The sequence below is a fragment of the Rickettsiales bacterium genome, assembly GCA_041396965.1.
Taxonomy (GTDB): domain Bacteria; phylum Pseudomonadota; class Alphaproteobacteria; order Rickettsiales; family SXRF01; genus SXRF01.
The window spans coordinates 1,184,796-1,204,063 of the sequence record JAWKXN010000001.1 but is presented as its reverse complement, the minus strand read 5'-3'; the positions used below and the strand labels follow the sequence as shown (position 1 = coordinate 1,204,063).

At 37.9% G+C, this 19,268-nt stretch carries 20 protein-coding genes; 7 read left to right on the top strand and 13 right to left on the bottom strand.

Annotation, left to right across the window (positions count from 1 at the left end; genetic code table 11):
- Positions 1–17 precede the first annotated feature (17 nt).
- From tilS to R3D71_06215, 11 genes are all read right to left on the bottom strand, one after another.
- Positions 18–1,466 (bottom strand): tRNA lysidine(34) synthetase TilS, encoded by a 1,449-nt coding sequence (tilS, locus tag R3D71_06265; protein MEZ5691250.1) that lies wholly within the window; start codon positions 1,464–1,466, stop codon positions 18–20.
- Positions 1,456–2,400, bottom strand: a complete 945-nt coding sequence (ybgF, locus tag R3D71_06260; GenBank protein ID MEZ5691249.1) for a tol-pal system protein YbgF — start codon at positions 2,398–2,400, stop codon at positions 1,456–1,458. The genes tilS and ybgF overlap by 11 nt, the downstream gene beginning before the upstream one ends.
- A 140-nt stretch (positions 2,401–2,540) precedes the next feature.
- On the bottom strand, positions 2,541–3,026 hold the full coding sequence (pal, locus tag R3D71_06255) for a peptidoglycan-associated lipoprotein Pal (protein ID MEZ5691248.1): 486 nt from the start codon (positions 3,024–3,026) through the stop codon (positions 2,541–2,543).
- Between the two features lie 168 nt (positions 3,027–3,194).
- Complete coding sequence (gene tolB / locus R3D71_06250) at positions 3,195–4,517, bottom strand: Tol-Pal system beta propeller repeat protein TolB (protein ID MEZ5691247.1); 1,323 nt, start codon at positions 4,515–4,517, stop codon at positions 3,195–3,197.
- A gap of 93 nt (positions 4,518–4,610) precedes the next feature.
- On the bottom strand, positions 4,611–5,507 hold the full coding sequence (locus R3D71_06245; GenBank protein MEZ5691246.1) for a hypothetical protein: 897 nt from the start codon (positions 5,505–5,507) through the stop codon (positions 4,611–4,613).
- 3 nt (positions 5,508–5,510) lie between these two features.
- On the bottom strand, positions 5,511–5,960 hold the full coding sequence (tolR, locus tag R3D71_06240; protein MEZ5691245.1) for a protein TolR: 450 nt from the start codon (positions 5,958–5,960) through the stop codon (positions 5,511–5,513).
- A 2-nt stretch (positions 5,961–5,962) separates the two neighbouring features.
- Positions 5,963–6,775, bottom strand: a complete 813-nt coding sequence (gene tolQ, locus R3D71_06235; protein MEZ5691244.1) for a protein TolQ — start codon at positions 6,773–6,775, stop codon at positions 5,963–5,965.
- Between the two features lie 14 nt (positions 6,776–6,789).
- Positions 6,790–7,245, bottom strand: coding sequence for a tol-pal system-associated acyl-CoA thioesterase (gene ybgC, locus R3D71_06230; GenBank protein ID MEZ5691243.1), 456 nt, complete (start codon positions 7,243–7,245; stop codon positions 6,790–6,792).
- 29 nt (positions 7,246–7,274) lie between these two features.
- Positions 7,275–8,321 carry a Holliday junction branch migration DNA helicase RuvB gene (ruvB, locus tag R3D71_06225; protein MEZ5691242.1) on the bottom strand — a complete coding sequence of 349 codons (1,047 nt, stop codon included), beginning with the start codon at positions 8,319–8,321 and terminating at the stop codon, positions 7,275–7,277.
- Between the two features lie 94 nt (positions 8,322–8,415).
- Positions 8,416–8,946, bottom strand: a complete 531-nt coding sequence (gene ppa / locus R3D71_06220; GenBank protein MEZ5691241.1) for an inorganic diphosphatase — start codon at positions 8,944–8,946, stop codon at positions 8,416–8,418.
- Between the two features lie 104 nt (positions 8,947–9,050).
- Positions 9,051–10,748 carry a hypothetical protein gene (locus tag R3D71_06215; GenBank protein ID MEZ5691240.1) on the bottom strand — a complete coding sequence of 566 codons (1,698 nt, stop codon included), beginning with the start codon at positions 10,746–10,748 and terminating at the stop codon, positions 9,051–9,053.
- A gap of 83 nt (positions 10,749–10,831) precedes the next feature.
- Here R3D71_06215 and R3D71_06210 point away from each other — a divergent pair, with 83 nt between their 5' ends.
- Together R3D71_06210 and R3D71_06205 are read left to right on the top strand one after the other, a co-directional pair.
- Positions 10,832–11,062 carry a hypothetical protein gene (locus R3D71_06210; GenBank protein ID MEZ5691239.1) on the top strand — a complete coding sequence of 77 codons (231 nt, stop codon included), beginning with the start codon at positions 10,832–10,834 and terminating at the stop codon, positions 11,060–11,062.
- A 35-nt stretch (positions 11,063–11,097) separates the two neighbouring features.
- Positions 11,098–11,724, top strand: a complete 627-nt coding sequence (locus R3D71_06205; protein ID MEZ5691238.1) for a hypothetical protein — start codon at positions 11,098–11,100, stop codon at positions 11,722–11,724.
- Between the two features lie 20 nt (positions 11,725–11,744).
- On the opposite strand, the gene R3D71_06200 is transcribed toward R3D71_06205, so the two are convergent.
- Entirely contained in the window at positions 11,745–12,455 is a 711-nt protein-coding gene (locus R3D71_06200; protein ID MEZ5691237.1) for a hypothetical protein, read from the bottom strand.
- 253 nt (positions 12,456–12,708) lie between these two features.
- Positions 12,709–13,335, bottom strand: coding sequence for a thioredoxin fold domain-containing protein (locus R3D71_06195; protein ID MEZ5691236.1), 627 nt, complete (start codon positions 13,333–13,335; stop codon positions 12,709–12,711).
- 142 nt (positions 13,336–13,477) lie between these two features.
- Here R3D71_06195 and R3D71_06190 point away from each other — a divergent pair, with 142 nt between their 5' ends.
- The 5 genes from R3D71_06190 (at position 13,478) to pstA (ending at position 19,088) form a co-directional block, all read left to right on the top strand.
- Positions 13,478–14,536, top strand: a complete 1,059-nt coding sequence (locus tag R3D71_06190) for a flagellar motor protein MotB (GenBank protein MEZ5691235.1) — start codon at positions 13,478–13,480, stop codon at positions 14,534–14,536.
- 43 nt (positions 14,537–14,579) lie between these two features.
- On the top strand, positions 14,580–15,278 hold the full coding sequence (locus R3D71_06185; protein MEZ5691234.1) for a serine protease: 699 nt from the start codon (positions 14,580–14,582) through the stop codon (positions 15,276–15,278).
- Between the two features lie 87 nt (positions 15,279–15,365).
- Complete coding sequence (locus R3D71_06180) at positions 15,366–16,805, top strand: ATP-binding protein (GenBank protein MEZ5691233.1); 1,440 nt, start codon at positions 15,366–15,368, stop codon at positions 16,803–16,805.
- Positions 16,806–16,837: 32 nt separating this feature from the next.
- On the top strand, positions 16,838–17,800 hold the full coding sequence (gene pstC, locus R3D71_06175; GenBank protein ID MEZ5691232.1) for a phosphate ABC transporter permease subunit PstC: 963 nt from the start codon (positions 16,838–16,840) through the stop codon (positions 17,798–17,800).
- On the top strand, positions 17,793–19,088 hold the full coding sequence (gene pstA, locus R3D71_06170; protein MEZ5691231.1) for a phosphate ABC transporter permease PstA: 1,296 nt from the start codon (positions 17,793–17,795) through the stop codon (positions 19,086–19,088). The genes pstC and pstA overlap by 8 nt, the downstream gene beginning before the upstream one ends.
- Positions 19,089–19,268: the final 180 nt, after the last annotated feature.

Genomic DNA, 19,268 nt, shown 5'->3' with positions numbered 1-19,268 from the left:
CCAAAAATTATAAATGACTAAACTATATAGTCGTTATTCATAACGAAAAAACCGTTTCCAGCAAGCGGTTTTGTAGGATAAAATTGTATATTAATATTAACTTCTGCCATAATATCTGACCTATTCGTATAATCTATATGGGGAGTTGCCACCAGTTCTTCAAGAGATGTTTCTTTATTTATTATCCAGATAGATGGAAACGTACACAAAATCCTAGCTGGTATAGTCTTTTTAAGTGAATATCTATTATTATTTTCAATATATTTAAGCCCATCATTTGATAAAGAACGTATTATTAACTCAGGAATTTTAGGTGTTTTGTGTAATGAATTACTATCTGTAAGCGTTATTAGAAAACGATTATCCCAGAATATTAGGGTGTTATTCGGTATTTTAACGGGTTTTTCAATATATTCTACTTCACGATAAATAAATATCTCATCTTTTATCACCTCAAATATTAATCCAGACAGACTTTTCCTAACTTTATTTTTTTCTTTTATCAGTTCATTTAGTAGCTCACTGTAAATATTTTCTATTTTATAACTACGGGTAGGGTAGTATGAACCACTAACTGTTTGAGATATGGCGGTTAGTATTTTAATGGCGATATTTTTTTCTAATCTTAAAAAATCTTCTACTGTTATAGTAGAATATCCGGAAGGATAAATTTTTACTATATTAGTTAGATAACTAGCTACTTTGTTTTCCAGTATGTTACGAAAAATAGAGAATGATGTTATTATGTTATTAGCTGATTTGATAATATGTTCTTCACTGTTATTAACTTGGTTATAATCATTCAGCGACTTTCTAATTAATACACGGCTGTAATTATCATCTTGGTTTGATGGGTCTTCTATCCACTCCTGAGAGTTGTTTTTTAGAAAATCTATTAATTCTGATTTTTTAACGCTGAGTAATGGGCGCAATATTCTAACGTTATTTTCAACTCTTTGATATGGTATCGCGCTTAATCCTTCTATTCCACTTTTTCGTAATAAGCGGAAAATCATAGTCTCAATTTGATCGTTGTTATGATGAGCGGTGAGTAAATGTAATATGCTATTATTTTTACACCATTTGGTTAGTAGCTCATAGCGAGCGCTTCTTGCTTGTTCTTGGATTGATGATAAGACTTTGCCATGTTGCCATTTAATGATATGGCTTTCAATATTGTGGTATTCACACCATTTAACAACTTGTTTGGCTTCTTTTTCCGCTTCCTTTCTAAGACCATGATTTATGGTAAGAGAAACTAATTTTCCGTTGTTTTTGTCAGTCCAGTTTTTTGTGAGTAATAGGAGCGCTGTACTATCGGCTCCTCCTGAATTGGCGACGCATATGGTGGGATTATCCTCAAAATAACCTATAGACTCCATTAAAGAGTCAAATTTTTTTTGTAATATAGCTGAGTCGTTAGCTATTTTGATATTAGAAATATTTTTAGTGTTATTAACAGCCAATTCTTCTAATTTCCTGTTTAGCTTTTTGGGATACCGCTAGAGATTTTTTATTGAATTTACTAACTACCTTCTTGAGTACTACACATGATTCTTTATTGTGGTTAAGGGCATTAAGGCTCATAGCTAGTTTAAGCAGATTATCAGGAGCTTTTTGACCATTAGGTAAAGCCTCAAACCCTTTGCGGAAACTATCGGCGGCGTTTACATAGTCCTGGCGTATGTAGTAAGTTTCTCCAAGCCAGTAGTGGGCGTTGCCTATTAAGGAGTCATCTTTGTATTTTTCTACAAAACCTCTAAAGACAGCCGCCGATTTTGCGTACTCTGCTTGATTGAGCAAACGGAAAGCGTAATTATAATGTTCACGCGGGGTAGAGAAATCAGTCTGAACGTACCCGACATCTTCCTCTCGTTGACTATTTGCCGCTGAGTCATCACTGATGTCTGTGTATCCCATATTTCCGTTTGGAGTTTTTCTTTGTGTGTAGTCAGACTGTGTTTCTTGGCTATATGGGGTGCTGGAATTGTTTTGTGTTAAAGGACTAGGGTTCGTGGTGGTCGGTGCTCCACCTAGCTCATTAAAACGAAAATCTAAATCCTTTTGTAGCTTTTCATAATTCTTTTCTAATTTTTCAATGCGGAAATTATTTTCTTCTATTTTACCAAGTAGTTTACGTAATTGCTCCTCTATTCCGCTGAGCCTTACCTCAAAACTAGCATTACTTTTAGGATCGTCTCCCGCTGAGGGAGAAAGGCTGTTATATGAGGTATTTCTACTTCCATTGGCAAGCTGTCTTTGTAATAACATTACGTCACGTTCAATTCTCTGTATCCTATCTATATTTACGTTATTTACCATGTCACGTGACATAGCTTTGTTCGCGTTTAATGAGATTAGAAACAGAGCGAATAAAGAAACAAAATAATATTTTTTCATGGCTTTATATTTAAGTTTAATCAGTTAATTTTTTATGGGAATAATTTGTTTGGAAAATTTGCATGTACATAGATACACTTTGCCCCGTACCAAAACAAGTATTTTGATACGGGGCAAAGGTTTTTTAATTATTCGTATAATTATTGATTGGTAGCAACAGAAACAGCACGGCGGTTTTGACTCCAAGCTGATTCATCTGAACCAATAATAGCAGGACGTTCCTTACCATAGCTTATAGTGGCAAGACGGTTGGAAGAAATTCCGAGATTCATAAGGTATTTCTTCGCGGAATTCGCGCGTCTTTCACCAAGAGCTATGTTGTATTCACGAGTTCCACGTTCGTCACAATGACCTTCTATAGTAAGGTTTAGGTGTGGATATTGCTTTAACCATGCCGCCTGACGACCGAGAGTGCTTTGTGCCTCCTCAGTTAGTTGCGAACTATCAAGGTTAAAGAATACACGATCCCCAACATTTTGCTCTAGGTCACTTTGGCTACCAGGAGTAGCACTTCCTGAAACACCACCACTACCATCTGCTGAACCATAACCACTTGGATCAGTGTCACACGCCGCGACCAATAGTAGAGAAAAAACGGCTAAAACAGCTTTAACAAAAAAATTCATAGATAACTCCCAATTTTATATTTCATTTTAGATTTCATTTATACAAGGTACAATACAGGCAACAACACAGGATCATTATTATCTTAATCTTCTGTTGCTATCAATCATACAAAACTCTCAATAAATCAATTATAATAATATTATTTTTCTATTAAATAAGGTGATGTGCTATAATGGCAACAGTGGTGACCATGCCGGATCGGAAGCACCTATTGGTGTGATAACCTCACGTAAATTTCTTCCGGTTATGTCAATAGAGTAAAGCTTGCTACTGCCAGCACTGTAGCGTGAAGAAGGGGTTTGTCTGGTAAAGATTATTACCCTGCCGTTTGGTGACCATGTTGGACCTTCGTCAAGGTAGCTTTCGGTAAGTAATCTTTCGCCACTTCCGTCGGTTCTCATCACTCCGATATAAAACTTACCGTTTGCCATTTTGGTAAAAGCGATAAGGTCACCGCGTGGAGACCATACGGGAGTTCCGTACCTGCCGTCACCAAAACTTATTCTTTTGACACTTCTGCCATCAGCGCTCATAACGTAAATTTGCTGTGAGCCACCACGATCAGAGTTAAATACTATCATTCTGCCATCAGGTGAGTAGCTAGGTGAGGTATCAATGGTATTACCATATGTAAGCTTACTCATTCTTCTGCTTCGTAGGTCCATCTTATATATTTGGGTGCTACCATTTTTGGCGATAGACATCACGATAGAGTTCCCATCATGAGAAAATCTTGGCGCAAAAGACATACCAGTGAAATTGCCAAGAGATTCCTCTCTACCAGTTTGCAAATCACGTAGGTAAACTCTAGGTTGTTTGCCAGCGTATGACATGTAGAGAATTTCTTGAGAGTTAGGTGAGAAGCGAGGGGTAAGAACCAAAAAACGACCATCAGTTAAGAATTTGTGGTTTTCACCATCTTGATCCATTATAGCCAGTCTTTTTACCCTTTTTAGAGGATTGCCACTTTCCGCCACGTAAACGATTCTGGAATCAAAATATCCATTTTCTCCAGTTAGTCTTTTATATATCTCATCAGCCATAATATGGGCGATACGTCGCCAGTTACTAGAAAATGTATTATATTCCTTACCTGCTATTTGTTCTCCGGCATATACATCCCACAAGCGGAAAGTAACTCTTAGCCTGCCTCCACTGCTTTCAATAGCAGTACCGGTGACAAGAGCATTAGCGTTTATTTGTCGCCAGTCTGAAAATCTTGGAATTACGGTTTGAGAGGTGATTCTTTCAATAAATGAGTATTTATCTATGGGTCTGAACAGACCGGAGCGTTCTAAGTCGGCTGAGACCACACGCATTATGTTTGCTCCAGTAGCTCCTCCCGCTAAATCAGGTAGGGCGATAGGCATTGGTTGAACATTGCCTCTAGTAATATCAATTTTAAGAACGGCGTAAGAATTATGGCTATATAAAAAAATAAATAAGGTGGTAATTATAGCTATAGAGTATGACGAAAGATCTTTTAGCATACACATAAAATAATCCTATAAATATGGGTTGATATTACGACCCAAATATTCATAAATCACACGTTCATGTCAATAGCTCAATTTTGGAAGAAGCTAAAATAGCATCTCTCTTGGATCAAAACGTAATTTCATAAATTTCCAAGTATCGTATTTTTCAGGTGGTAGATTTTTCAATGGACGACCACACATGCGTACAGCTCTTAACGCAGCATCGGCCGCAGCTCTAAAGAAATTGTCAGAGTTATAACGACCTCTGCTTTCATTAGCGATAGTCGCTTGTAGATTATTTCCATTGCTATCAAACTCAGCGTCTATAACTATGATGAGTTCATGAGCGTCTTTCGCTCCTGATGGTGGATTCCAGCAAGGCGCTATTTGTGACATTATATTATCTTTTTGGCTAATGGATAGATCCTTGCTTGGATCATAAAGGTTACTGGAAACTGATTTGTTGGTGATTCTGTTGCTTTCTTTTACTTTCTTTTCATCTGTTTTTTGCTTGGCTGCGGTATCTTTTACTGATTTTAAGATAGCGTCCAAATCAAGATCATCTTCTTTCTTAGGCTGAATTTTCTTTTTAGGTTTAGGCTTAGGTTTAGGCTTTGGCTCCGGTTTTTTTTCAGGCTTAGGAGTCTCTTTTTTTTCAGGTTTTGGTTCTGGCTTTACTGGTTCTGGTTCCGGTTCTTTTTTAGTTTCAACTTCTGGTTTTGGTTCTGGAGTTTCAGATTTTTCAGTTTTTACTATCGGAGAAGCTTTTTCAGAGGTTTTTTCTATTTCTTTTTTTACCTTATTTTCGGTTTTATTAATGGTTTTACTAAGTGATTTTAAGTTGCTTATGTCTTTTATCGGTAGCAGTTCAACAGTAATGGAAACTGGCTCCGTACTTAGATCCTTATTTAGTAGAGAAGGTAGACCGAATATCAGCAGCAATATTAGCAGCAGATGAAAAATAAGCGAATAGAATAATCCCTGTCTGCGCTCGGTATGCACTTTCTATCTCTTGCCTGATTTTGTTGTGCCGGATGGGTTGGTAATTAACGCTACTTTGGTAAACCCAGCGCTGTTTATTTCGCTGACTATTTGCATGACTTTGCCATAATCAATGCCTTTGTCACCATTTATGAATATTCTGGTATCCTTTTTTTCTTTAGTTATGGCCATTAGTTTGTCTTTAAGTTGTTCAGCTTCTACAGGAGTTTTTTGTATATATATCTTGCCGTCAGAGGTTATGGATACTGATAGAGGCTCATCTTGTCCGCTGATGGCGGAAGAGCTGGTTTCAGGAAGGTCAACGGTTACGCCACTGGTCATCATTGGAGCGGCTACCATAAATATAATAAGCAGAACCAACATAACATCTACCATAGGCGTAATGTTAATTTCAGAAAACCTATCAGCTTTATTTCTTCCTCTACGGTTGCCGCCGCCTATCTTACTTCCCATGTTTAATTTCCTTCCAATTGCCTTGACAGGATAGTATCAAATTCCGTGTTGAAATCTTCCAGCTTATTGGAAAATACAGCAAGCTCGTTAGAGAATTTGTTATAAGCTATAACCGCTGGGATAGCTGTAAATAGCCCAATAGCGGTCGCGAGTAACGCTTCGGCGATACCTGGTGCAACTGCTACTAGCGAAGTGTTTTTAGAAATCGCTATCGCTTGGAAACTGTTCATAATCCCCCACACCGTCCCAAATAGTCCAATAAAAGGAGCGGATGAGCCAACTGTCGCTAGGAAACCAAGACCTTTTTCCAGATGTTCTATCTCACGATTGCGTGCTACTTGCATTATTTGGACTATACGTTCACGCATACCTATTTTTAGTCCATTTTCTGGTTTGCTTATTTTAGTTTTTGAACGTGTCCATTCTTCCATAGCCGCGACAAATATCACCGCTGTTGGATGATTAGCCTTCTTTTTGATTTTTTCATATAGCTTATCTAAGGCCTCACTAGACCAAAAATCTTTTTCAAAACGATTAGTTTTAGTCTTGAGACCACTGAATAGAACATATTTTTCAAATATTATTCCCCAACACCAAAATGAGGCAAGAAGTAGCATTATCATAACGCTTTTTACTACTAAATCAGCTTGCATGAACATCCCAGTTATAGAAAAACTATGTCCGGCGCTGCTTCCAGCTAGTGTAGTGCTTTCAACTCCCTCTACAGCAGTGGAAACATCGGTGCCAAGCGCCGCTGAAATTGTCGGTATATGTAGGTTGTTTAGTATTTCTAGGTTGTTTAATATCTCTAGCATGGACGATTCCTGTGTTATTGATTTTTTGTTATAAAAATATCAAGAATTGCTTTTTGTATTGAATCTGGAATTTTTGTAATTTTCATGTTTTTTCCGACAACCGCAAGCTTTATTTCAAGTGTGACTAATATTTCTTCTTTTTCTGATTTATTATTATATTTCTTTTTAATAGTTTGCAGCATCTTAAGGCTGGCTTTTTTCATTGATATAAGTTCGGTTTCCACTGTAAGTAGGTCATCAAATCTTGCGGGAGCTATAAAATCAATCACACAATTTTTTACTACGAATCCGGTATCATGTTTTTCAAGCAATTCTGATTGATTAATATTCGCTATACGTAGAGCCTCTGTTCTCGCTCTTTCCGCAAATTTCAGATAATTAGCATAATAAACTATTCCGGCAATGTCCGTATCCTCATAGTAAACACGTACTGGAAAGTTAATTATTTTTGATTTTAGTTTGGTGCTCATTTTTGTACTGCCTATAAAAACTATTTTGACTATTCATCATTAGCGCTTAACAGTAATTCTTCTTTATTGGGTGCTTCAGGAGGTGTTATACCAAGATGTTTGAAACAGTTGTCAGTTATCATTCTTCCTCTTGGTGTTCTTTGAATAAAACCAATTTGCAGGAGATACGGCTCTATAGTTTCCTCTATGGAATCACGCTGTTCGGATAGTCCGGCGGATATTGTCTCAATACCAACAGGCCCTCCTTGATAATACTCGGCTATATACATCAGATAGCGGTGATCAGCTGAATCAAGACCAAGACCGTCAACTTCTAATCTTTTAAGGGCGTAATCAGCGAGTTTTTTGTCTATAATGTTTTTACTATTAGCGTCGGCAAAATCACGTACCCTTTTGAGTAAACGTAGTGCTATACGAGGAGTGCCACGTGAGCGTTTAGCTATTTCAAGAGAGCCTTCAGAGCTTATTGGGACTGAGAATAATTCGGAGGCACGCTCAATAACTTTTTGCAAATCACTATGGTTATAAAAACGTAATCTTATGGGAATACCAAAGCGATCCCTTAATGGGTTAGAGATAAGCCCAAGCCTTGTAGTAGCTCCGACAAGAGTGAATTTAGGTAAATCAATACGGACAGTACGGGCGGATGGTCCTTCACCGATCATTAGGTCTAGTTTGTAATCCTCCATCGCTGAATAGAGAATTTCCTCAACAGCGGTTGGCAGGCGATGTATTTCATCAATAAATAATATGTCACCAGCTTGTAGGTTGGTAAGTATGGCGGCGAGGTCTCCGGCTTTGGTGAGTATTGGCGCGGAGGTAGGGCGGAAACCAACCCCCATTTCTTTAGAAATTATCTGGGCTAGGGTGGTTTTACCAAGTCCGGGAGGTCCGTATAGCAGAGTATGGTCTAAGCAATCAGAGCGCAGACGGGCGGCGCTTATGAATATTTTAAGGTTTTCGCGAGCTTCATTTTGACCAGTGAATTCAGACAGCAAAAGCGGCCTTAAGGTAGGTTGTTCAATATCTTCTGAATGCTCAACCGCCGCGGTGATTCTGTTACCACTATTTTCCATATGTCCCAGTTATTGTAGTTTGTTGGAGTTATTTTGTACTATCTGACGGAAGGATAGTAAAATAACCGCTTATCTACAAGAACTGTTTTAATGGTTATTTCTGATTCGCTCGTTCAATGGCTTCTTGTATTAATTGTCCAGCTTTCTCAGCGTTATCCCAACCGGTTACTTTTACCCATTTGCCTTTTTCTAGATCCTTGTAATGCTCAAAGAAATGTTTGATTTGAGCGATAAGACTGTCTGGAAGGTCGGAGTATGACGCTATCTCATCATATAGCGGAGTAAGTTTTGATTGTGGAACAGCTAGTATTTTTTCATCCTGTCCACTTTCATCTTCCATCATTAGCACGCCAACCGGACGAACCGCAATAACGCTTGATGGGGTGAGGGGGTATGCTCCTACTACTAAAACATCAGCTGGGTCACCATCACCTGATAATGTTTGTGGTATAAAGCCATAATTACATGGATAAAACATAGGGGTTTGCAAAAATCGGTCAACAAACAGAGCGCCTGAATCTTTGTCTATCTCATATTTTATCGGTAGGCTACCTTGAGGTACCTCAATTATTACATTTACGTTGTGTGGGGGATTTTTCCCAGCTGGAATTTTGCTTATGTCCATAACTTAATCCTATTTACTAAGGTTGCTATCTTTACAGGGGAGTCTTATTAAAGGTTATGATACCTTTAGGCAAGTTTTTTATATGATATATTAATTGCAGCTAACTATTTGGCGATGTTCACCGAAGAGTTTTTCCTGTTTTTACTCGTTCTTTCAACCCAGCTTTCAGCGTTTTCTATGCTAGCTTTTTTTAGTTCTTCTAAGCTATCTACAACCTTTATATTGTATTTTTTCTTTCTGGTCTCGGTAAACGGGTCATCTCCAAGAAGTTTATAATGCCTTAATACTTTATCATATATATTGTCGCGATTATATATTACGATTGTTCCCATATCGTTGGGAGTTCCATCAGTAAAAGAACTCTCATTATTTTTAAGAGTATTTTTTGAGTTTGTCGCCTTAATGGCCTTGATATGTTGATTTATCGTGTCCTCTAATTCTTCGTCAGTTCCCATTGAGCCGGGCATGATGATTTTATTACCAGCTGAAAGCAAACCATCTAAACGTCTTATCCTATTTCCTGCCTCATAATAAGTTATAGCTGGTGGATGACTACCAGAATGGCTTTCCATTTCCAAAAGTGGCTGCATACTGTAGCCGATAAACATATTTTTAGGTATCTGATTATTATCAGCAAGCCTTTCTAAAAGTTCTGGAGCATTTTTGATTATTTTCTCAGCGTCATACTTGCCGTTTTCACCTGTAAAATTTTCCAGAGCTTTTTTTATGACTTTATTAGCTTGTGAAAGAGAACCAACTGTCTTTTTCTGAAATTTATCAAGGTGATACTGGATAAATCCGGTATGTACAGATCCCATAGATCCTTCTATAGAGCCAGCGCCAGTTACTATACGCCATCCTTTGGAAGCTGCCATATAACCGAGTTCTTTAGCGTCTTCTAGGTCACGTTTAGAGTTATTGGCGTGACCACCGCCGATAAATACTGTGAACTTACCGTCAGAAGGAGCTGTTTTTAACTCTTCATGAGCTTTTTCGTAGTTAGCTGAAGTTATATCTCTAATTATCGGGGAACGTTGTTTTATGTCCTTCAAAAGGGTAAGGACGCTTTCTAGTTGTTTGTTATTATTTGCTATTATAAAAGGATTTTTCCCAATTAGCCTGCCTTGAGCGTAAGCATCGCTGATGAGTTCTAATGAACGGTCAAATCCACCATTTCTGTTATCAACTACTACAGGTATGTTCATGGATTTTGGGTCAGTAATCGCGCTTACAGCAAATTTAAGAAGTAGGCTATAATTGGGGTCTGAATATAAGTCATTATCTTTATTATCAATGAGCTTAGGTGATAATACCACAACATCCGCGTCGCCAAACATTGGTTGGTTTGGTCTGTTTCTTAGCGAGTTATAAGTGGGTATATTTGTGGTTTTATAGTCATTTATTTTAGGATAGGAGTAGGTAGATTGAGTTCTTTTGTTATCTACGTTGTCTGGTGTAACATACGCTATATGAACACTACGCTTTCGTTCCGCATAGGATGATCTACGTTTTCCGATAAGATCTTGTAGATATTCTGTTAATTCTCTTCTACCAAAATCGGCAGGTAATTCATGAGAAGATTTTGTAAATATTCCTTTTCTCTCCAGAACGGTAAAAGCTCTTCTCTTGCCATCTTTTTGACCGTCAGGTATTTGAATAAAGTCAGAATTTATTGGTTCTCCTCGCCTTATTTTTAATATCCTCTCAAAATATTCATCTTTACTTGTGATATCGCCAGATGATTCTATTTTCTTATTAAATATTTTGGCATAATTAAAAAAGTGTGATGCTAGAATCTGCATAATTGCTTTATAAAACAATGCGATATACTGTATTTTTAAAAAAGGATTATAAAAGTGTCTAAAAACGCTGTGTAAAATGCGGTTTGAGCAGCATAAAAAGCAATGGCAAATTGCGTGGTCGTAAACGGTATCGTTGCAACTTGTGCTTACATCAATGGGTTGATAAGCGCGGCAAAAAAACCGACTATAAGCGTTACTATTTAGACTGGCTGCACAAACGCCGAACACTAGCAGAAATTGCTAGCATTCTTGATATTTCCATCCCCAAGCTCACCCAAGCGAATTTGATGCTCTTGAGTGGGCAGAAGGATTAATTTTTCCTGCCTCAAAAGAAGCGATTAACCTGCTCATGGATGCGTCTTTCTTCGGCAGAGAATATGGCTATTTCTGTGCGCATGATGGCAGCAGAATCATTTATTACCAAGAGATCAAAACCGAATCAGTGAAGCATTTGCGTGAAGCTTTGCATGAGCTTGTGCAGGCAGGATATTGCTTCAAATCAGTGACCATTGATGGGCGCAAAGGGTTTTATGAAAACATCAGAAAAACACTTGGTGGAGTACCAATTCAAATGTGTATTTTCCATCAAAAAGCGATTGTAAGGCGATATACTGGAAATAATCCAAAGCTCCGTCCTGCAAAGGATTTGAAGGAGTTGATGGAAAAATTATGCAATACCGAACCAGAAGATTTTGTGGCTCAATTTTACGCTCTGGCAGAGCAGCACAAAGGATTCCTGAATGCCAAAAAGGGTGGAAGATTTACGCACGGAAGGACGCGTTCTGCATATAATTCCGTGCAAGAAAATCTGCACAGGCTATTTACATACAAGGAATTTCCAGAACAGAATATTCCGCCAACAACCAACCATCTAGAAGGCTTCTTCTCTCACCTCAAGGAAAGAATAAATATCCACCGTGGGTTGAAACTCCATAGAAAGAAAAAAGCTATAAAAGCTTTCCTCAATTCTTTCTAAAAAGCATCACACTTTTTTAATTATGCCAATATTTTACCAAGTTTTGGGGAGATAAACGATACGTTAGTGGAGTTGGTATAGCGTAGATTCTTAATATTTAGTTCATCGGATGTTTCATAAATAAGTTCCATAAGCTCATGAAAACCACCGCTTAAATGTTCCTGAATAGGTTTTAGATTCGGACCGGGAAAGCCATTTTCCTCTATTTCATTTAGCAGCCATTGATCTTTTTCTCTGAGTTTTGGCTTTATTTTTTTAGTGATTTTTTCAACGAATTTTTTTTCAGTATTTTTGTCTTTGAACGTTATCTTCCAACCTGAATCCTCAGTCATACCCATAATATTGACTGTTTTTGGGTCAAATTCATTAGTTCCGCCATTTTCTAACTTGAGGCGTATATTTTGCTGGATCGTGTTTTCTTTTAAGGTCTCAAGTAGTTGAACAGATTTTTCCGCGAGATTGCCATCGTATTTACCAGTTTCTTCTGGGGTTTTTCGTGGAACTATACCAAGTGAGCCACTGTCAGTGAAGAATAGGTCAAGCCCTGCGTGATGGTCACTTCCCTTGTTATGAGAAGAAAACATTTCCCGATAAATATCACGCTTATCAGGAGATGAGGTGTTGAGTATTAAAACAGAATTTTTAAGTTCTTGCTTTAACTCATCTTCACTCATTATATCATATTTTACTGTCTCTTTAGGTTTAGAGTTTTTTGCTTTATATCTAGCCATTATTCAATCACTGGTTAATTTTTATATACTGGCAATATATGATGTTTTCTCAAATATTAAAATATAATAATTATTATAGTTTTATTACATATAGTAACTTGCGGTAAAAATTACCCAAGTTACTATCAAAACTGACTCCGAAAGAGTCGGTTTTGCGATGCGACTTGTCTCGTCGTAGCCCTTTAGGGCGAAGACGGAAGCGAGCGAGATGCCTTTATTTTTATAGGGAAAAATAAAGGCAATTTACTATGAATTATTCTGAGGAATCACTATTTGTTATATCAGATTTAATTTGTTCTATCTTTTTGATTAATATATCTTTTTCTATGGCTCCAGTAATTGCGGATATAATGTTACCATTATCGTCAAAGAACATTGTGTATGGAACACCTCCAGTATAATCCATTCCTTTTTTGAAAAGATAATCGTCAATTTTTTGCTGTTCAGCTTTTGTTAGGATGTAGGGTTCTATATGTTTGTCGTAATAATATTTTAGTAGATAGGCGGCAAGTGCTACCTTATCTTTATCTCTTGATACGATCATTAGGTTTATATCATTCAGTTTTCCTTCTTTTTTTAGGCTTACCAAATCATACAACAACTGCCTGCAATAGGTACACCATGAGGTATGAAACATTACTATTGTTGGTTTATTATCACTTTGCTCAATAGTTAATATTAGGTTATTCGCTGATATTTCTATGATTTCCTTAGAAAACAGCTCTGCTTCTTGTACCATTACAGATCTTGTTGGAGCATTGAGCTTGTTGTATAAAAAGTCAGGTTTTTGAAAGGTAAATGAAGTAAATCCTATTATAATACCCGCTATTATAGCTTCGGTTACGGTAATAAATGGGCGTTTTTTGGCTCTTTTGGGCATTTCAATAATATTTTTAGGTAAAAAAATTATATATTTTCTACCCATTTTATGAGTTAACGTCTTACAAATCAAATCATTATTAATATTATTTGCTGTTAACTATAATCCTTTGTTAATTAATTAAAATTATAATTTTTTGATTATGGCAGCAGATGATAGACCAATTATAGTTAAAAAGATTAAAAAGATAGAAGGCGGTCACCATGGTGGCGCGTGGAAGGTGGCTTACGCTGATTTTGTGACCGCGATGATGGCGTTCTTTTTATTGATGTGGTTACTTAGTGTTACTTCTTCTGAGCAGAAGCAGGGGCTTGCGGAATATTTTACTCCTACGATTGGTATTCGTGACTCAATGGGAGTTGGTCTTAAAGGAGGGCTTAAATCATCAGAGGAGGGATCATCTAGGAATGATTTGGTTAAAGTTGGTCTGGTCGCTGGTCAGGTAAAACAGGGAGACATCGCTGGTGTTCCAAATAATGTTGATGGTAAAAGTAGCCCAGAAGCTGAGGACGCGGTAAAGAAGGAGGAAAGTAAAGAGAATGAAAAAGATAAAGAGAGTGATAGACAAATACAGGAAGTGATGGAAGAGATAAGGAGTGAGTTAGAGCAAGACGAATTCAAGGACATAAAAAATAGTATATTGATGCAGGAGACACCTGAAGGTCTAAAAATAAATATGATTGATGACGCTAAGAATCCTATGTTTGTTCCCGGTAGTGCGACTCTTACTGGTATGGGTAAAAAGATTCTTGATGGCATGGCGAGAATGGTAGCTAAAACTCCCAATAATATTTCTATCAAAGGTCATACAGATACACCTTCTTCTGAGACAAACCCTCAATATACGGTATGGGAATTATCAGCGGATAGGGCTAACGCGGCGAGACGAATGTTAATTACTACTCAACTTGAGCCAGAGCGTGTAGTTAAGGTTGAGGCTCTTGCTGATAAAGAATTATTGGTTCCGCAAGAACCGTCAAATCCAAGAAATCGCCGTATAACAATTTTAATTCTGAAAGATTCTTATTTTAAGGATCCAAAAGCGATGCCAACCACACGTTCATTGCTTTCTGTACCTGACGCAAAAATTATCAAGAAAGAACCCAAAAAGGATAAAAAAAGTAAAAAAGAAAATAAGCAAAAAGAAAATGAGAAGGCTAAATCAACAGATTCAATTTTTAGTTTACCAGAAAACAACTAGTCTTAATGCGAATAATATGAAGAATTTTTATAGATTAATGTTTTTGAGTATTTTTTTATCGTTTATAGGTGGTTCCGCTAACGCGGAATATATTCGCTATAGTTCGGGCACTGGTTTTTTTGTAACCCATTTTGGTCATATTCTTACTAACAATCATGTTGTGGCAAATTGTGAGAGGGCTAAAATTAACGGCGATAATGTATCGGCGGGGGCTATAATTGTTGCTCGTGATACTGAACATGATCTAGCTTTATTGCAGACTATGCTTAATAACTCTCATAAAGCTTACTTTAACTCTATGAGGAATACACTAAAGAAAGGAGACCCAGTGGTGTTGGTGGGGTATCCCGGTAATTCATGGATGAAAAATAGAGAGCCTGTTGTTCGTGACTCTCGTATTATAGAGGTAAAAGGTCCTATAGGTGAAAAGAAGTGGTTGCAATTTGAGGATGCGGCACAGATGGGGAATTCGGGAGGACCATTATTGGATAGCGCTGGTAATGTGGTTGGGGTAATTGTCGCCAAAACCATGTTGCAGCTTAGAAATAACTTTACCGGAGAGAAAATAACCAGAAAGTCGGATTTGGCTATAAGTTTGCCAGTTGTTAAGGACTTTCTGTTGTTGAATAATGTCCGTTATCAAACAGCTGATTCTGGAATTTACCTTTCGCCTGATAGGGTAGCGGCACGTACGCGTGAATTCATTGTAAATATAACATGTAAATTACAAGAATCCAAGTAACACATTGTTTATAATTGTAAATATTGCTATATTTGGCTATGTAAATGGAAATTGCTACTTTTGTTTTAGCATGATAAAAAGATAATTATGCAATATAAACACGGAATTTCGTTTGGTTCTATCCTTAAAACTATCATGGTGGTGTCGGGTCCTACCTTACTGCTGCTATCAGTATATGTATTGATGGATGAACTTGATTTTCGTTATTTTATATACGGCTATGTATTTGTTATGCTGGCATCAGCCATATTTGTTGTACCTTTTATTTCTAATATTTCCACTCTTACGGAGTATGTGACGGATCTCGCTCAGGATAAGCGTAGTCGGGCGCCGGATTTAAGTTTTTTAAGTAATGTCGGAGAATTATCTGGCGCTCTTGGCAGGTTGCAGAAATCATGGGAAGACAAGCGTCATGAAATGGAGACCGTGATAACGGAAAGAGAGATTCTTGTTGATACTCTGCCAGATATTTTGATTATGACCAATGATGATAAAGAGATCGTTCGCACCAACAGAGCGGCACGGAATATTTTTGGGCAGAATTTAGCTAATCGTTCTTTACGTGATATTATACCAAATGATAAGCTACTTAACGCTATAACTGTGGTTATAGAGGATTTGCGTGGACAAGAAATAGAGTTCCATCTTCCAGAGCCTTTACCTAGGGATTTTCAGGCGATAATAGAGCGTTTCCCAATACCTTCAGAGGGTGGCATAACTATCGTTATTACTCTTACTGATATTACCCAACAGAAACGTATTCAAAGGATGAGGGCGGATTTTGTGGCTAACGCTAGTCATGAGATACGCACACCGCTTGCCAGTATTATAGGGTTTATTGAGACATTAAAAGGTCCTGCTAAAGATGATGAGAAGGCAAGAGAAGAGTTCCTAAGAGTGATGGGTGATCAAGCTGAACGTATGTCTAAGTTATTAAATGATTTGCTGTCTTTATCAAAAGTTGAGATGAACGCTCACAGCTCGCCAATGGCAAAGGTTGATTTTTTAAGGATAATAAGAACCGAGAAACAGCATTTTGAATGGGTTTGTAAGCAGAAAAATGTTAAGCTTAAAATGAAGCTTAGTGATAATTTGCCAGCGACAAAAGGTGATGACGATGAGCTAGCGCAGGTTGTTCGCAATCTTCTAGGAAACGCTATAAAATATACAAGTCCCGATACGGAGGTTCTTGTTACTGTGAAAATTACCTCAAGCTTGCCAGATGACCATAACTTTCGCAATCTTACCAGAGCGATATATTTTTCGGTACGTGATCATGGGGAGGGTATATCTAATGAGCATATACCAAGACTTACTGAGCGTTTTTATCGTGTTGACACAGCGCGTACTAGAAAAGTGGGGGGGACTGGTCTTGGACTATCTATTGTAAAGCATGTACTAAACAGACATCATGGGACTTTAGTAATAGACAGTGTTGTTGGTGAAGGCAGTACATTCGCTGTTTATCTGCCGATATATGATGATATTATGTCCTCTCAATCTCAATTTGATAAAAAAGAATTGTGATAGAGTTTTATATGATATAAACAGATTTTATTATGGATAATTCGTCTGTTATATCATTAAAAGGACAAAAACTTTCCGCTCATAAAAAGAGTTTAGAGAAGTTGGTTGTCATCACGTTGTGGATTGCCTCAGCGACTTCTATATTCATTACTGTTGGTATAGTTTTTTCCGTACTTTTTGAGGCAGTAAAGTTTTTTAATATAATTCCGATAGATGATTTTCTTTTTGGTCTGAAATGGAGTCCACAAATGGCTCTTAGAGCTGATCAAGCGGGCAGTAGTGGAGCGTTTGGAGCTGTTCCTTTATTTGTAGGAACTTTGCTTATTACTTTTGTGGCGATGGCTGTCGCTGTTCCTGTTGGGCTTTTTTCCGCTATATATTTATCGGAGTACGCGAAGGCGAATACTCGTAATTTACTGAAGCCAGCTCTTGAGATTCTAGCTGGTATACCGACGGTAGTTTATGGTTATTTCGCTATTATTTTTGTTTCACCGTATTTACGTATGGTTGGTGAGTATTTTGGTCTTAATGTCGCGGCGGAAAGCGCTCTTGCCGCTGGAATGGTGATGGGTATAATGATTATACCTTTTATCTCATCACTTTCTGATGATATTATTACCGCTGTTCCTAATAATTTAAGAGATGGAGCTTATGCGCTTGGCGCTACTCAATCGGAGACAATAAAGAATATTGTATTGCCCGCGGCTATTCCAGGAATTATAGGAGCTGTGTTACTTGCGGTATCACGAGCTATAGGTGAGACTATGATTGTGGTAATGGCCGCTGGTATGTCAGCTAATCTAACCGTTAATCCGTTGGACGCTGTTACAACTGTTACAGTGCAGATAGTCGCTTTACTTGTTGGAGATCAAGAGTTTGACAGTCCCAAAACGATGGCTGCTTTCGCTCTTGGTCTTTCTTTATTCATTATAACTTTAATTCTTAATATTATCGCGCTTAAGGTGGTAAAAAAATACAGGAAACGTTATGAGTGAAGATCTTTGTGGGTGTGATATAGCTACGAATAAGGGGTCTTGGCATAAAAAACGTATGCGTAGAGAAGCACGCTTTAGATTCTATGGGAAATCGGCACTTTTTATCGCTGTCTCTATGCTCATTATATTAGTTGGAAGTCTTTTTAATCAAGGTTTAGGCGGATTCTCACAAACGCAAATAAAAGTAAAAGTGTTTTTTGACTCTTCGTTATTATCAGAATATCCCGCTCGCAAATTATCGGATATACCAGCGTCTCGTTATGTTGTGTTATTGCGTAGCGCGTTAAAGGAACGTTTTCCAGAAGTTACGAGTAGAAGAGAATTACGTAATTTATATAATTTAGTCAGTGGTGACGCTTCCGAGCAGATCAAGCGAGTTGTGGTAAGTGATAGCTCTTTGATAGACAAAAAGAAGGATTTATGGATTAAGGCTTCAAGCGATAGTGATCTTTTTAACAAGAATAGAAATATAGAAAAGATACCGGAAGATAGCCGTAATTTAAGCGATACACAGATTGGATGGTTAAAGAATTTAGATGGTAAAGGTGAGCTGAGGACAGTTTTTAACGTGGATTTTTTTACAAGTGGGGATTCACGCAATCCTGAGAGCGCTGGTTTTTTAGGGGCTATAGTAGGTTCACTTCTTACGCTTGTTATTTGTTTTTTAGTAGTATTTCCACTAGGGGTGGCGACGGCTGTATTCCTTGAGGAATTTGCTGGTAAGAATAGGGCGGTGGATTTTATAGAGGTTAATATAAATAATCTAGCGGCGGTTCCTTCCATTGTTTTTGGTTTGCTTGGTCTTGCTATATATATAAATGTAATGGGTATTCCACGTTCTTCAGCTCTTGTAGGAGGAATGACGCTCGCTCTTATGATACTTCCGGTGATAATAATTACTACTCGTACTTCACTTAAATCTATTCCCAATACTATTCGTGATGCCGCTCGGGCACTTGGGGCTACTCCGTTGCAGGTTGTATGGCATCATACATTGCCACTTGCCATGCCTGGGATTATGACCGGAACTATACTGGGAATGGCGCGCGCTATAGGTGAGACCGCTCCACTACTTATGATTGGTATGGTCGCTTTTATAGCGGATATTCCAAATGGATTCACCTCTCCGGCAACCGTAATGCCTGTCCAGATTTATCTGTGGGCTAGTAGTCCAGAAACAGGGTTTGTGGAAAAAACAGCCGCTGGCATATTAGTACTTTTAGTTTTGCTCATGATAATGAATATGTTAGCGATTATACTGCGGAAGAAGTTTGAAGTTAGGTGGTAGTTGGTTTTTTATACTTATCCCTGTGAAAGAATACTGAGAATTTTATTTCGCTCCCGCTGCGGGACTACTGTCCCTAGCATGGAGCATAGCTGAAGGCTCGCGTAGTCTAATGACCACGCATGAGATATACGGGAAAGATGGTGCGCAGGGCTTGCTCGGTCTTAATTACCGAGTTTCTTG